Annotated in this window: 13 protein-coding genes; 6 read left to right on the top strand and 7 right to left on the bottom strand. The window is 48.5% G+C overall.

The features are described 5' to 3' along the window. Positions 1-13 precede the first annotated feature (13 nt). Positions 14-994, top strand: a complete 981-nt coding sequence (locus tag OM95_RS02875) for a hypothetical protein (protein ID WP_041870113.1) — start codon at positions 14-16, stop codon at positions 992-994. Here the strand turns inward: OM95_RS02875 and OM95_RS02870 are convergent. From OM95_RS02870 to OM95_RS17045, 3 genes are read right to left on the bottom strand one after another with little or no spacing between them, the layout of a single operon-like run. Then, positions 925-2,736, bottom strand: coding sequence for an ABC transporter ATP-binding protein (locus OM95_RS02870; RefSeq protein WP_291515482.1), 1,812 nt, complete (start codon positions 2,734-2,736; stop codon positions 925-927). The genes OM95_RS02875 and OM95_RS02870 overlap by 70 nt on opposite strands. After that, complete coding sequence (locus OM95_RS02865) at positions 2,729-4,486, bottom strand: ABC transporter ATP-binding protein (RefSeq protein WP_041870111.1); 1,758 nt, start codon at positions 4,484-4,486, stop codon at positions 2,729-2,731. Before OM95_RS02865 ends, OM95_RS02870 begins: the two co-directional genes overlap by 8 nt. A gap of 14 nt (positions 4,487-4,500) precedes the next feature. Next, on the bottom strand, positions 4,501-4,641 hold the full coding sequence (locus OM95_RS17045; RefSeq protein WP_291515481.1) for a hypothetical protein: 141 nt from the start codon (positions 4,639-4,641) through the stop codon (positions 4,501-4,503). A gap of 105 nt (positions 4,642-4,746) precedes the next feature. Here OM95_RS17045 and OM95_RS02860 point away from each other — a divergent pair, with 105 nt between their 5' ends. From OM95_RS02860 to OM95_RS02850, 3 genes are all read left to right on the top strand, one after another. Then, the gene (locus tag OM95_RS02860) at positions 4,747-5,493 is read left to right on the top strand and encodes a helix-turn-helix transcriptional regulator (RefSeq protein WP_041870109.1); all 747 of its coding nucleotides are present in this window, start codon (positions 4,747-4,749) and stop codon (positions 5,491-5,493) included. A gap of 121 nt (positions 5,494-5,614) precedes the next feature. Further along, positions 5,615-6,346 carry a hypothetical protein gene (locus OM95_RS02855; protein ID WP_041870107.1) on the top strand — a complete coding sequence of 244 codons (732 nt, stop codon included), beginning with the start codon at positions 5,615-5,617 and terminating at the stop codon, positions 6,344-6,346. A gap of 203 nt (positions 6,347-6,549) precedes the next feature. Beyond that, positions 6,550-8,007, top strand: a complete 1,458-nt coding sequence (locus tag OM95_RS02850) for a cache domain-containing protein (protein ID WP_041870106.1) — start codon at positions 6,550-6,552, stop codon at positions 8,005-8,007. Here OM95_RS02850 and OM95_RS02845 read toward each other — a convergent pair. The 4 genes from OM95_RS02845 to OM95_RS02830 all read right to left on the bottom strand — a co-directional run bounded on the left by OM95_RS02845 (position 8,004) and on the right by OM95_RS02830 (position 11,708). Further along, positions 8,004-8,774, bottom strand: coding sequence for a DNA-binding domain-containing protein (locus OM95_RS02845; RefSeq protein WP_041870105.1), 771 nt, complete (start codon positions 8,772-8,774; stop codon positions 8,004-8,006). The genes OM95_RS02850 and OM95_RS02845 overlap by 4 nt on opposite strands. Continuing rightward, a complete protein-coding gene (locus OM95_RS02840; protein ID WP_041870104.1) occupies positions 8,743-9,597 on the bottom strand; it encodes a DUF692 domain-containing protein in 855 nt (284 codons plus the stop codon). Before OM95_RS02840 ends, OM95_RS02845 begins: the two co-directional genes overlap by 32 nt. Positions 9,598-9,605: 8 nt before the next feature. Beyond that, positions 9,606-10,211, bottom strand: a complete 606-nt coding sequence (locus OM95_RS02835; RefSeq protein ID WP_041870102.1) for a YceI family protein — start codon at positions 10,209-10,211, stop codon at positions 9,606-9,608. Positions 10,212-10,289: 78 nt separating this feature from the next. Beyond that, complete coding sequence (locus tag OM95_RS02830; RefSeq protein ID WP_041870100.1) at positions 10,290-11,708, bottom strand: S8 family peptidase; 1,419 nt, start codon at positions 11,706-11,708, stop codon at positions 10,290-10,292. A 316-nt stretch (positions 11,709-12,024) separates the two neighbouring features. Here OM95_RS02830 and OM95_RS02825 point away from each other — a divergent pair, with 316 nt between their 5' ends. After that, entirely contained in the window at positions 12,025-12,519 is a 495-nt protein-coding gene (locus OM95_RS02825; protein ID WP_291515489.1) for an NADH-quinone oxidoreductase subunit B, read from the top strand. Then, positions 12,506-14,188, top strand: a complete 1,683-nt coding sequence (gene nuoD / locus OM95_RS02820; protein WP_041870098.1) for an NADH dehydrogenase (quinone) subunit D — start codon at positions 12,506-12,508, stop codon at positions 14,186-14,188. The genes OM95_RS02825 and nuoD overlap by 14 nt, the downstream gene beginning before the upstream one ends. Positions 14,189-14,202: the final 14 nt, after the last annotated feature.

The raw sequence follows: 14,202 nt of genomic DNA, 5'->3' as shown, positions 1-14,202 counted from the left end.
GTATAGAGGGACTATGAAAAAAGGATTTTCAGTATTGTTGGTGGGTGTCAGTGCAATGATGCTCCTGGCATGCGCACAGGATGTGAAGTTTGATTTACCAGCGGATTCGAACAACTTCGATCAAAACGTTACTTACAATAATAAAGTGGATATTCTTTGGATCGTCGACAACTCGGCTTCGATGCTGAAACATCAGCAGAATCTTTCTACGCAGATTCCAGATTTAGTGACGAAGCTGAACTCGTTAAAAATGGACTATCACATGGCGGTAGTGACGACGAGCGTAGGTGGCACCAATCCTGATGGCGGCAAATTCATCGGGTCACCAAAATTCGTCACAAAGTCCACTCCGGATTTGGTCAACAGCCTGAAGAATCGTATGATCGTGGGCGAGGCGGGAAGTTCTAATGAGCGAGGCCTGCAATCCATGGAGATTGCTTTATCGCCGTCTTATCTGGCTGGTGAAGGCCAGGGTTTTTTTCGTGAGGACGCTCTTTTAGTTGTCATCGCGCTTTCCAATGAAAATGACAAGAGTCCTGTTTCTAATCCGGTTGCTTACTACGTGAACTTTCTGGATTCTTTAAAGCGTCCCTGGGTCGATGGCAGTCGTTCCTGGGTTTTTAATTTCATCGGTGTTTTGCCAACCAGTACTAACTGTTCAACCTTCAATGATTATTCCGAGTCCGGTTTGACCTTCATTGATATCGCCAAAAATTCCGGCGGCGTCACTGAGTCTATCTGCAGCTCCAGTTTAACGACAGCCGTGACGAATATTCGTTCACGCATTTATCAGATTCTTACCGACTTTAAGCTTTCGAAGAAGCCCTTGGTTGAGACCATCACGGTCAAAATCAACGGAGTTTCTATTCCCCGTAGTAATGTGAATGGCTGGGACTATATTGAGTCCCTGAATGCCATTCGTTTCTATGGTTCCGCAGTCCCTGCCGCTGATGCATCCATCAAGGTGGACTTCAAACCTAAAGAAGCAAACTGATAATACAGACCACGGGCTTTCATCAATTCTGCATGCGAGCCCACTTCTGCAACTTCTCCCTGATTTAAAACGATGATGCGATCGCATTGTTCAATTGTCGAAAGCCGGTGAGCGATAATAATGCTGGTCCGGCCTTTGGTGATCTCTTTGGTGGCTTCCTGGATGATGTGTTCGCTTTCAGAATCAATATTTGCCGTGGCTTCGTCCAGAATAAGAATATCAGGATTGAAGGCCAAAATCCGCGCAAAGGCGATAAGCTGTCTTTCGCCGACGGAAAGATTGGCGCCACGTTCATCGACGGGACTGTAAAGATCGCGGCCTGTGCGCACTAAGAGCGATAAATAGCCGGTTTTTTCACACGCCTTTTGGATCTGTTCTTCTGTGACGCGTGGGTCCCCCAGGCCGATATTATCGCGAATGGTGCCGCGGAAGATGAAATTGTCCTGTTGGACGACGCCGACGTGGTGACGGATCTCGTGCCGGGCGATGCGCTCTAGGGCCACGCCATCGACATAAATGGATTTTTCTGGTGCATCGTAAAACCGTTGCAGCAACGAGATAAATGTCGACTTCCCACTGCCGGTACGGCCCACCAAGGCGATGGATTCCCCGGCTTTGATGTGCAAGGAGATCTTTTTCAAAACGGCAGGAAGTTCGGGCTCGTAGTGAAAGGTCAGATCGCGAATTTCGATTTCACCTTGCACTACTTTCGGACTGTGTAAATTGTCCAGTTCGAACTCTTTCTTTTCATCCATCAAGGTGAAGATACGTTCTGCACTGGTCAGTGAGTTTTGGAACTGTTGATACTTTTCCAGGATTTCACGCAAAGGCGGAATGAAGTCCTGAATATTCATAAGAAACGCCACCAGGGCCCCAATCGCAATGGAATTTTGCGCGCTTAGCAGTCCGCCGAAATAAAGGGCCGAGGTGATGGTCGCCGCATTAAATAAATTCATAATCGGCTGCATCAGCGCATAAGCATGAATGGAGCGCATGTTCGTATCACGATAGTCGATGGAGAGGGCGCCAAAAAGGTCGCGATTGCGCGTCAAACGGTTGTAAAGTTGCACCACTTTGATGCCATTCAGATTTTCAGCCAAAAACGCATTGATCAAAGAAAGTTTCTTCTTTTGTTCGCGCAAAATCTCGCGAATGCGATTGCTAAGATATATCGAAGCCCCGATGAAAAGAGGCGCCAGAATCAGGGATACCAGAGTGAGTTTCCATGAAATTAAAGACAGAGCGATAACCACAGAAATAATCACCACACTTTGCGTGAATACAGCAATGACCCCTTCCGAAAAAAGTTCCCCTAAAGACATCACGTCATTGGTCAGACGAGTGACAATCCTTCCGGTCGGAGTTTTATTGAAAAACTGCAAAGGCAGGCGTTGGACGTGAGACATCAGGTCTTCGCGCAAATGAAAAAGCATGCGGTTGCCGAAGCGCTGAAACAAATAGACGTTTCCAAAAGAAAATACCGAGCGGCAAATCTCTAAGACCAAGTAGGCATAGGCGACGTTGATGAACACGCTATAGTCTTTTTCTTTAACACCGTGGTCGATCGCGTAGCCAACCAGAGCGGGGATCAGGCGGGCCACGGCCGCGCCTCCTGCGACCGCGCCAATGGCGGAAAAGAGCAAAAGTTTTTCTTTTCGGGCATAGGGCCAAAGACGCCGGAACAACTCGGGATAAGTGATTTTAGTTTTAACTAAGTCCTCATGCATGAAGTTTTCACTCATGATGATCCCCCTTGCCCTGAATCTGGACAATTTTTTGGAAGGTCGGGCTTTTCTCTAGAACCTCGTCATAAGTGCCCAGGGCCTCGACTTGCCCGTCCTTTAAAATAAGAAGTTTGTTCACGGCTTTCAGTGATGAAAGACGGTGTGCCACAATAATCCGGCTCATGGTGGAGTGACTTTTGCTCAGCTCTTCTTCAATCGCCTTTTCGGTGCGGGTGTCCACAGCACTCAGCGAGTCGTCCAGAACAAGCACCGGAGTTTTCATAATCAGTCCGCGAGCGATCGTCAGGCGTTGTTTTTGTCCGCCAGATAGGTTCACCCCGCGCTCTCCCAACTGCGATTCGAATTTATGCGGCAGGGATTCGATCTCGGTGGTAAGGTCCACCACTTCAGTCATGCGCATAATTTCTTCGTCAGCCGCTCGGGCTTGCAGCCCGAAACTGACGTTTTCGGAGATGCTTTCGCTAAAGAGGAAGGCTTCTTGGGGCACTAAAAGAAAAGTTTTTCGTAAGGATTCTTGGGTGATGTCCTCGATGGGGATATCGTTGATCAGAATCTGTCCCTCTGCCAAAGGGTGCATGCGGGCTAATAAATTTAGCAAGGTCGTCTTGCCGGCGCCGACGGGGCCCATGATGCCCAGCGATTCCCCGGCGCGCAAAGTGAAGGAAACGTTTTTTAGAACGTAGACAGAGCCGCCTTTGTGTTTATAAGAAACATTTTTAAATTCCAAAGATTTAAATGTCGTTAGTTCGTGCTTTCCGTTATCGGGAATGTCGGTTTCCGTTTGCAGAACGTCTTTAATTCGGTCGAACGAAGCATAACCTTTTTGAAAATATGAAAACCCCATTCCCAGCGCTGTCATCGGCCACACCATTTTTTGAATGTAACGGTGAAAGGCCACAAAAGTTCCAAGGGTCACGGCGCCAGAGTAAATATCATCGCGGGCAACAAAAAGCAGAATCACGCTTCCCGAAGTCACGCCAAATTCCATGACGGGAATAAAGAAGGCATCGACTCGCGCCACTTTGTTGCAGGCTTTCTCGAAGGCCGAGCTGACGCCATTGAAAAGACGGGTGCGATTGTCTTCTTGCGCAAAACTTTTGATAACGCGGATGCCGCCGACAGTTTCTTGTGCGACACCGGTCAGTTCGGAAAAGCGGTCCTGTTGCACTTTGTAGTTGGCATGAATCAAACGCATCACCCGCCAGATCAAAAACGGAACGATGGGTAAAAAGACCAAGGTTTTCCAGGTCCATTCCCAGTTTAAAGAAATCATGATCGGCAGGACCACAGCGATAATGATGATGCCGTCGGCAAGGATCAACAGGCCGGGGCCGATGGCCTGACGAAACGATTGCACATCGTTGGTCAGAAGGCTCATTAGCTCTCCGACCTGATTCTTGTGAAAGAAATTGGGACCGAGCGAGGTGACATGACGGAAAAGTTTTTGACGGATGTGTTCCGCCGCGAAGGTGTGGAACTTACCGAAATGCGCGCGCCAACCATAACGACTGACCGCCAGCCCGGCCATGACAGCAAGAAACATCAGACATGTTTTCGCAATATCGTCCAGCGGGACTTTGGTTTCAATCTGATCAATCGCGGTTTTCATGATGAGGGGATAAATCCCATCCAGCGCGTTTGTGATAATTAAAAAAATCATCCCCAAGCTAAAAGCCCGGGGATTGTTTTTAATATAAAACCAAAGAGGACGATTTAATAAAGAGGAGTTCTCTGTAGTCGACGACATCGAGGGGACTTTAGTTAATCCCACGGAGCTCGGCAAGAGTTTTGGGAGTGTCCTCGATATTGCTCTTGGCGTCGTTCGAAGGCTCTTTGTTCCCAGCCATAAAAGAACGGACGGGAGTTGAATAAACGGTCTATGAAGAATTTGAAGATGGCCATAAAACCTCCTTGCATTGCTGTTTTTAGAATCGGCAAAGTGGTCCTATTATTCAATACCCTTGATAAGAGTATTAATATACGCTACTCTTAGTTTTGGGGGTTGAGATGTCACAGATTGACCAGTTTTTAAACTCACTCAAGCGCGCCTTAAAAGCGAAGAATGTTCTATATCGTGATCTGGCTAAGCCATTGGGTTTGAGTGAATCCAGTGTAAAGCGGATTCTTTCCAATAAAAGTCTAAGTCTGGAGCGTCTGGAAGAGATCTGTCGTGTTGCTGACATCAGCTTTTCAGAGGTGGTGAAAGCCGCCAATCTCGAAGAGGCCAATCAAGCGGTGACCCTTTCAGATGAGCAAGAAAAAGCTTTAGCTGAAAATGCACGATTGCTGCATTATTTTATGATGCTGCAAGAAGGGAAGACGCCGCAAAAAATCGAGCGGGACTATCACATTCCTAGTTCGGAATCCAAAAAGTATCTGTTTCATTTGGACCGCCTGAATCTTATCGAGCTTCATCCTCGCGATAAAGTGAAATTCAAGCGCCAGGGATTCCTGCGTTTCCGTCGGGATGGGCCCGTAGGGAAGGCCTTATTCGATCAGACAAAGAGCAGCTATCTCAGTTATGATTTCAAGAACGAGGACTACATCCGTTTTTCTTTCTTTAAGATCAGTCCGCCGGCTTTAGCGAAATACAAAGCCAAGCTGGAACGCATTCTTTTAGAGATGCAGGAGGAAGCGCGCTTTGAAGGCGAACACCACGTGCCGGTGCAGGACACCGGTGTGCTTTTGGCGTTCCGTCCGTGGCAGTATTCCTATATGGGCGCGATTAAAAAGAAAGAGGGGAAAGAGGAGTAATGGCGTAGTCCTCAGGTCCGAATTGGCTCGGGATTGTCTAATATTTAGACGATCCATCCCTATTTACATTAAGTTCTTGTGTTAGGGGCGGGATTTACGCCCCTTGTGCTATAACCTTCGTATGAAATTCAAGCACACTTTGCTTATCAGTTTAGCGATAGCTCTTTGTGGAAGCCTTGGTTTTGCGGCAACGTCGGGGCGCGCCCGGGCCTGTTTGACAGAGCATATCGACGAAGCTATCGACTTGAATTCAAAACGAGCTCCCTTTTACGAAAAGCTCTCTAGTGGTAAAAGCAAAATCGTCACGAAGAAGCTGATCGCGATGGAAAGACGCTTGCGTCTGGTGGCTCCCGTAGCGGACTTTATGGTTGCGAAATTTCAGAGAGCTGGCATTCCGATGACCTGCGATTATTTTATTTCCATGAACCACACTCCTAAATTCCGCGCGGTGAATCCTGCGGGCCCGGATTCTCTTAAAAATTTTCGTGCTGCCAACGTGGACGTGATCAAAAAATATCTTTTAAAACTCTATAAGCAGCGGGCCTATGGGGACCTAGCGCAATACGCGGACGATCTGGTGATCGAGCTTGAGCGAGAGCCCCGTTATAACTGCATGGTTCGCCACATTCTGGAATCGATCCGCCGTATCGCTTTGGTCATTCCGCATCACGAGAGGCTCGCTCAGGAACGATTGGGTGACTCTTCTTTATTCATGGCCAACCTTATATTGCGATCCCATATCACTCTACTTAACGAGTCCGGAGAGATCGATAATCTGGCGGCGCCGCTGCAAGCCGAAGCTCTGCCTATCGTGTGCCAGGATGTCCCTTACATTCCTGTACTCGGGATTTAAGAATATTCTCGCATTCATCAGAAGAAAAAATATTTTATCATGATACTTTTGCAATGAATCTTCCCCCGAGGGTGATGCTGGTCACGAGGGCTCGTATCAGTTCGGCTCGAAAAGCAAAAAGCAGTTCGTAATTTTTCGAGAACGCTTTAGTAACCGAAGGATACTCCCGAAATAGACTGGGTCTTATAACCCTGGGAGTATGAATGTTGGATCGTATATGGAAGTCGCGCAGCTATCGGTATAAAACCTTGGCCTTGTTGATTATCGCCGTCACACCCCTTTGGGCGATTGTGGCCTTTTACGTACTTCCTTTGGTGCGTGAAAATATGTTTCAGGATCGCAAGATCGCCGTCCATGGGGCTGTTGATACCGCCACCAAATTAATCGAGCACAATTACGACCTCTTTCAAAAGAAGCTCATCACCGAAGACGAGGCCAAAGAGCGTTCGCTGGCCGCCATTCGCGCTCTTCGCTATAACGGCAACGAATACTTTTGGATCAACGATCTTCATCCACGAATGATGATGCATCCGATGAAGCCGGAGCTGGAAGGAAAAGATCTTTCCGATATGAAAGATCCCAACGGCCTAAAGCTCTTCGTCGAGTTTGCGCGCGTCGGGCAGACGGCCGAGGGTGAAGGTTTTGTAAATTACATGTGGCCCAAGCCGGGGTCGCCCAATCCAGAACCTAAAATCAGTTTCGTTCGTCAGTTCAAGCCCTGGCAGTGGATTTTGGGCAGTGGTGTTTACGTCGACGACGTGGAAAAGGCTGTTGGCACTTTCCGCAATAAGGTTCTTTTGGGGTTTTCACTGGCATTCCTTTTGGCATTTGCGGTCTTCTTTGTTTTTTCAAGCCATCTGATGAAGTTCCTGGCGCGCACTGTGACTGATACAAATGCCGCCAGTCAGCAGGTGCTAGAAGCTTCGAATATGCTATCCAACGCGGGCCAGAGCGTGGCCCAAGGCGCGGTTGAGTCTGCGGCTCGCATCGAAGAAACGCTTCGTTCAGTGACTGATTTGAATGAAATTGTTAAAGCCAATCAGGATCGCGCCAAAGCCGCGGCCGAGCTAGCGAAAACGTCTGAAGAAGGCGCCTCGAAAGGGGCGACGGAAGTGAAGCGTCTGATTGAAGCTATTACGGTGATGTCGAAAATCTCTGGAGAAATCACCGCCGCCATGGACATTATCGATGATATTGCTTTTCAGACAAACTTGTTGGCGCTAAACGCGGCCGTGGAAGCGGCGCGAGCGGGCGAGCAAGGAAAAGGTTTTGCGGTTGTCGCCGAAGCGGTGCGGGGCCTGGCGCTGAAGTCCGCTTCAGCCGCGAAAGAAGTCAAGACGGTCATCACCAGCAGTGTCGAACAGACGCGGGTTTCTTTAGAACTTGCCGAGAAAAGCGATAAGGTGCTGGATGGAATTGTGCATTCGGTGCAAAAAGTGACGGTGCTTAATCAAGAAATCGCAGAGACCTCTACACATCAATCCGAAGGGATCAAAGCGATTCATGATGCAATGGGTTCACTAGAGCGGCAGACACAAGCCTTCTCGGCTGCGGCAGAAGAAACCGCCGCGACCTCGGAAGAAATGTCTGCGCAAGCTCACACACTTCAGGGCATGGTGAACAGCATGGCCACGGAAGTGATTGGTAAAAACGTCGCTTAAGTCTCCAGTACTAAAACATCTTCGATAATCCCAGCTCGAGTGATCATCTCTAAGAGCTGGGATATTTTTTCCGTATTCAGGGCATGCGAAAAATCCGCTAAAGCCGTTGTGATCGATTTTCCTTCTTTCAAGTCCAACAATATTTGCGCTTCGATGGCTTCAATTCTTTGCACATAGATCTTTCTTTGCTTTTTATAAAGAAGAAGATGCTCCGGCTGACTCCAGTGAATGTCTTCAAAGTGATAGGAGCGTTCATTGCGCTGCCTCCACACCTCGTAAATCGAATAAGGACTGGCAAAAACGGTCATCGCTTCGATGAAGTGGACTTTAAAATCCTCGCCTTGTAGCAGCTCTTCAATATGCTCTTCCGCCAAAGGCTGCGGCGTGGGCGTGTGATAAATATCTTTAATGATCCACTCAAAGCGCGCCAGTTCGTGCAGAAATGGTATGCTTGCCCCCGCCGATGAGGTTTGCAAAAACGCCGGGAACTCGGCGCCGTGGGCCGCAAGATCGTAGGACAGGGAGGGTTGGGCATTGATGTAGTCCGCCGCCACTTGTTGAAATGAATCTGCGCCCAAAACCCAGAAGATGGATGGATAGGTTTCTTTCAAACTTTCGGTCAGTCGTCGAATATAGCTGTGGTTGTAAACTTTGAAGGCGCGCTCTAGTGACATTTGCCCCACGGCCTTCAGAGTCTTTTGAAAAGCCTGGTCGTTTTCGCCCATAAGGCCTTTTTTAAACAGGTTCTGTGCTTCGTTCAGATTCATGAGAGCCCTCCAGGATGTAAACTGCTTTCATCACTTCGACTTCAAGTTCCTTGAAATCGGGAATATCTTCGTCGCGTTCAATAAGAATCGGCAGATGGCGAATGTGCGGCGCCATTAATTTGAACAGATCCCACACTGGCTGGGGAATGTCCTGCGAATGATTGTCGAAAAGGATGTCTTCGAATTTGCTGGGACCTGACATATGCACCTGGGCCACCCGATCCAGGGGAATGTGATTCAAGAAATAGTGCGGATCGAAGCCGTGATTATAAGAATTCACATAGACATTATTCATATCTAACAGCAAGGCGCAGCCAGAGCGGCGACTGACTTCGGCGACAAAATCCCATTCGCTCATTTCGTTGTTGCGATAGCTGATGTACGTGGAAACATTTTCAAGCACCAGGGGGCGACGTAAAAAGTTTTGCACGAAATCAATATTATTTACCAATGTTTCGATGCTGTCTTCGGTAAAGGGGAGGGGCAATAGGTCATGAAGGTTCTGCTCCGGAGAACCGGTCCAGCAAAGATGGTCTGACACAATAAAGGGTTCGACGTGTTCGATCAACTCTCGCAATTTTTGCAGATAATCCAAGCGCAAACCTTCGGGGCAGCCGATATTCATGGAAAGACCATGCAATGCGACCGGATAGTCTTGGCGAATGAACTTTAGCACTTCTAAAGGGCGACCGCGCGAATTCATGTAAGTTTCGGAAATGGCTTCGAACCAGGCAGCTTCGGTTGGCGGCCGCGTTTCCAAATAGGAATAATGGGGCTGGCGAAGGCCGAGGCCCACTTTGTGTGTTCGTGAAGAGGGATGCATGGCCGCTCCTATTTTTTCGCTGGAGCTGCCGACTTTGCGGCCTTGGCTTCACCATCAAGTTCGATTTCAATTTCGTCACCGACGACCCAGCCACCTTTATCCAGTGCCTTGTTCCAGTTCAGGCCGAAGTCTTTGCGATTCACTTTCGTTTCCGCTTCGAATGAAAGAACGCGGTTGCCCATGGGGTCGTTGACGGCGCCATTGTAGTCGATATCAAAAACGGCGGGCTTCGTGATACCACGAATGGTCAGGTCGCCATGGATTTTGTCGGGCTTACCGTTGTCATAATCCACCTTGGTGCCTTTGAAAGTCATTTCCGGGAATTTATTAACATCGAAGAAATCCGCAGAGCGCAGATGTTTGTCACGGTCCTTTTCGTTGGTGTTCAACGAATTGGTGTAAACTTTGACGAAGACGTTTTCAAGCTTCTGGGTTTTTTCGTCGAAATCAAAAGTACCTTCAAACTTTTCAAAGCGACCTTTGACTTTCGAGACCATCAGGTGCGGAGCTTTGAAGCTGACATCCGTGTGAGCTTTGTCCAGCTCGAATTTTTCAGCAAAAGCAGTCGAGGAAAAGAGACCAGTCGTCAGAAATAAAAAAAGTAGAACGCGCATCTTTGAAATCCTTTCGGTAAGTGCTCGTTCTACTTTTTGAGAGGCGCTTAACTTTTACAAATTAAGTTGGTGAAAGCTTTAGTAATTCATTAAAGCTTTCACGTCCAATTTGCCGTTCGACACAGATTTGCCGTCCAGCGCTTGGATTTTGCGAGCCGATCCCAGAATCGCCGCTTTCACATCTTGCCAAGATTTTTCCGGGTGCGCCGACCAATACAAAGCCGCAGCACCAGCAACGTGAGGGGCCGCCATCGAGGTTCCGTCCCAAGTGGCCTTGAAGCCGAACTTATCAATGACTGTATCTGAGTAGCCTTGGGCGACAACCGTCGAGAACACTTTCACGCCAGGGGCGCCAATGTCGACAGATTTATAACCCCAATTAGAGAATGAACCCAAACGATTGTTAGAGTCCAAAGCTGCTACCGCGATGATGTTGTCGTGAGGATAGGAAGCTGGGTAAGCCGGATTTGGATCGTTGTCGTTGTCATAGCCGACGCCTTTGTGGCCGTTCCCCGCAGCCGCGATGAACAAGACGCCTTTGTCTTGTGCGTATTGAACAGCATCACGCAAAGCCTGATTTTCCGGAGCGCCGGGCTCTTCGCCTTCAGAACCCCAAGAGTTGTTCAGAACTTTAGCGCCATTATCAACGGCATAACGAATCGCTTTGATCGCATCCGCTGTGGTTCCGCCACCAGTCATCCCGATGAAACGCAAAGACATGATTTTTACGTTGGGAGCTACGCCGGCAATACCTTTACCATTATCCCCACGGGCCGCCACGTTGCCTGCACAGTGAGTTCCGTGTCCAGGGTTGCCACCTTTGAACAAGCCGTCCAAAGTATCCACGGCCAGGTCGTAAGGCTTGTTGTCGTTGCCAACAAAGTCCCAACCGATCACGTCATCGACGTAACCATTGCCGTCGTCATCAATGCCGTTGTTAGGAATTTCATTCGTATTTCTCCACAGATTTGGCAGCAAATCTTCGTGAGTATAATCAACACCCGTATCAATCACCGCGACGATCATATCAGGATGGCCTTTGGTTACCTTCCATGCATCTGCGACACCGTTGTCGATCATGCCCCATTGTTTCGCAAACAGCGGATCTGTGCCTGTCGTGGTTTGCGGAGCGTCAGGAATTTCCGGATTGTCCTGGCGAGCAGCAGCGCGAAGTTGTGGATTTCTTGAAAGCATTTTTGCCAAAGCAGCACGGCGCAATGGGTCTTCGATACGGTAGTCCTCAAGCAAGGTCACTTTGTAGTTGGGCTGAATGTATTCAACAGCTGGATTTTTCTCCAGAGATTGAATGCTCATATTGCGAGGAGCTTGAACGCGAACCCAGGATTCGCTCAATTTTTCGACTTTCGCCCCCTGCATTTCGAACTCGACGAAGCCCGGTGCTAGTTTAATGAGCAAATCTTGTCTTTTTGAATTAGCTTGCGCCCCTAAGCTGATCGCAAGCATGGCAGAACTCACGTACAGAGCCATTCTCTTCATGCTGTTTTCCCTTCTCGAGGTCCCCTCGAAGTCCTGCCGGTCAACAACTGGACTTCTCCTCGAATGATGTTAGGTGGAAATTAAAGTTTGAAATGAGACGACTAGAGAATCAATTTCAATTACCCCATTTCGGAATGGTGCGTTGAAGAAATCAGACGCAGCCCCTATAATACTTATCTAGTTGTCAGGATTACGGATTTTCAGTAACTACTTAATGATAGCTAAATGAAATTGCAGAGGTGTATTTATGCACAAAGATCAAGTGCAGGGTTCTGTGTCTGTCTCAGGCGCAAGCGGAACTCAAGCCATAGATGATATGTCACGAGATGTTGCTTTCACATCAAGGCTCGATGCTTTGGTGGCGTGGGGGCAAAAAAATTCTTTGTGGCCAATGCCTTACGGTACTGCTTGTTGCGGTATCGAATTCATGTCCGTGATGGGACCAAAATATGACTTAGCTCGTTTCGGAGCTGAGGTGGCTCGTTTCTCTCCTCGTCAAGCGGACTTGCTTGTCGTTGCTGGAACTATCACAGAAAAAATGGCGCCCGTGATCACGCGTATTTATCAACAGATGCTTGAGCCTAAATACGTGATCTCAATGGGAGCGTGTGCAAGCTCAGGTGGTTTCTACCGCGCTTATCACGTTCTTCAAGGTGTCGACAAAGTCATCCCTGTCGATGTTTACATCCCAGGTTGCCCGCCAACACCGGAAGCGGTGATGGATGGAATCATGGCTTTGCAACGTATGATTGCGACTCGTCAACCACGTCCTTGGAAAGACAACTGGAAAAATCCTTATGAACAAGCTTGAGAATTTAAAACAAAACCTTGCAGGTAAATTCAAAATCGAGAACTACAAGTTCACTCACGCTGTGGGTGATGATGTTCTTGAAGTTCCTAAGGAAGACGTTCCGGCGTTGCTTTTACATCTTCGTGAAAGCGGTCAGTTTGATTTCCTTATGGATATTTGCGGCGTGGATTATCCAAACCGTGAAAAACGTTTTGATGTTGTCTATCACTTATTCTCTTCGAAGGACTCTTCGCGTTTGCGCGTGAAAGCGCAAGTGGGCGAGAACGAATCCATCGGCACGGTTTTGCCGGCATGGAAAGGTGCGGACTGGTTCGAGCGTGAAGCTTACGATATGTTCGGTATCAAGTTCGAGGGTCACCCGAACTTGCGCCGTATTTTGACTCATCACCAATTTGTGGGTCATCCACTTCGCAAAGACTACGATGCGAACTTGCAGCAACCTTGTACCAGTTCTTTGCCGATTCACTTCAACAACGAACCGGGTTCTCCGGGTGACGTGCTGAATGATAAATATGTTCCTTTGAACATCGGTCCTGCACATACAGCGATGCACGGAACTCTTCGTGTGATGGCGGAAATGGACGGCGAGACGATCGTTCGTTGTAACAATGAAATCGGCTATCTGCACCGCTGCTTTGAAAAAATGGCCGAGACTCATCCGTACAACCAAGTCATTCCTTACACCGACCGTTTGAACTACTGCTCGGCACCAATGAACAACATTGGTTACTGTAAAGCCGTAGAGCGTTTGTTGGGTGTGGAAATCCCACCCAAAGCGCAAGCGATGCGCGTGATCCTGGCAGAGCTTTCCCGTATCATCGACCATACAATTGCGATCGGTACTGGGGCGATGGACTTGGGTGCTTTGACGTCTTTCTTCTATATGTTCGGTCTGCGTGAGCAGGTGTACGGCTTGTTTGAAAAACTGTGTGGAGCGCGTTTGACCGTGTCTATGACTCGCGTCGGCGGTATGGCTCAAGATGCGCCTGAAGGCTGGTTCGACGAAGTATTGGCTCTTTGTAAAGAGATCCGCAAAGGCACAGACGAAATGGCCAGCATGGTGGTGGATAATAAAATCTTTATCCAACGTACAAAAGGTGTCTGCCCCGTATCCGCTCAGGATGCGATTCAGTGGGGTTACACCGGACCTTTGCTGCGCGCTTCCGGTGTGAATTTGGATTTGCGTAAAGCGAAACCTTACTACGGTTACGACGCCCTGGACTTTGATATCCCAGTAGGGACATCCGGTGACATCTATGACCGTTACTTGGTTCGTTTCGAAGAAATGCGCCAATCCGTTCGCATCATCGAGCAGGTCTGCAAAAACGTTCCTGGCGGCGATTACACTATTCGCGATAAAGGCATCGTTCTTCCCGAGAAGAAAGATGTTTACGGTAACATCGAAGGTTTGATGAATCACTTCATGTTGATCATCAAGGGTCTTCGTCCGCCTGTGGGTGAAGTTTACGATGCGACCGAAGCCGCTAACGGAGAACTGGGTTTCTATCTGGTCAGCGATGGCTCGGCAAATCCTTACCGTTTGAAAGTTCGTCCACCTTGTTTTGCGATCTACCAATCGTATCCAACGGTGGTTAAAGGCGCGATGTTGGCGGACGCTATCGCAACAGTCGCTTCGATGAATCTTATCGCCGGCGAATTGGATAGATAATTGACCGGGCGGTA

The organism is Bdellovibrio sp. ArHS, from assembly GCF_000786105.1.
Lineage (GTDB): Bacteria > Bdellovibrionota > Bdellovibrionia > Bdellovibrionales > Bdellovibrionaceae > Bdellovibrio.
This window is presented reverse-complemented; position numbering and strand designations above follow the sequence as displayed.

What these genes read in the sequence shown, in the direction of transcription:
- OM95_RS02875 (WP_041870113.1), top strand. Translation starts at nt 14, where the DNA reads ATGAAAAAAGGATTTTCAGTATTGTTGGTGGGTGTCAGTGCAATGATG.
- OM95_RS02870 (WP_291515482.1), bottom strand. Translation starts at nt 2,736, where the DNA reads ATGAGTGAAAACTTCATGCATGAGGACTTAGTTAAAACTAAAATCACT.
- OM95_RS02865 (WP_041870111.1), bottom strand. Translation starts at nt 4,486, where the DNA reads ATGTCGTCGACTACAGAGAACTCCTCTTTATTAAATCGTCCTCTTTGG.
- OM95_RS17045 (WP_291515481.1), bottom strand. Translation starts at nt 4,641, where the DNA reads ATGGCCATCTTCAAATTCTTCATAGACCGTTTATTCAACTCCCGTCCG.
- OM95_RS02860 (WP_041870109.1), top strand. Translation starts at nt 4,747, where the DNA reads ATGTCACAGATTGACCAGTTTTTAAACTCACTCAAGCGCGCCTTAAAA.
- OM95_RS02855 (WP_041870107.1), top strand. Translation starts at nt 5,615, where the DNA reads ATGAAATTCAAGCACACTTTGCTTATCAGTTTAGCGATAGCTCTTTGT.
- OM95_RS02850 (WP_041870106.1), top strand. Translation starts at nt 6,550, where the DNA reads ATGTTGGATCGTATATGGAAGTCGCGCAGCTATCGGTATAAAACCTTG.
- OM95_RS02845 (WP_041870105.1), bottom strand. Translation starts at nt 8,774, where the DNA reads ATGAATCTGAACGAAGCACAGAACCTGTTTAAAAAAGGCCTTATGGGC.
- OM95_RS02840 (WP_041870104.1), bottom strand. Translation starts at nt 9,597, where the DNA reads ATGCATCCCTCTTCACGAACACACAAAGTGGGCCTCGGCCTTCGCCAG.
- OM95_RS02835 (WP_041870102.1), bottom strand. Translation starts at nt 10,211, where the DNA reads ATGCGCGTTCTACTTTTTTTATTTCTGACGACTGGTCTCTTTTCCTCG.
- OM95_RS02830 (WP_041870100.1), bottom strand. Translation starts at nt 11,708, where the DNA reads ATGAAGAGAATGGCTCTGTACGTGAGTTCTGCCATGCTTGCGATCAGC.
- OM95_RS02825 (WP_291515489.1), top strand. Translation starts at nt 12,025, where the DNA reads ATGTCACGAGATGTTGCTTTCACATCAAGGCTCGATGCTTTGGTGGCG.
- nuoD (WP_041870098.1), top strand. Translation starts at nt 12,506, where the DNA reads ATGAACAAGCTTGAGAATTTAAAACAAAACCTTGCAGGTAAATTCAAA.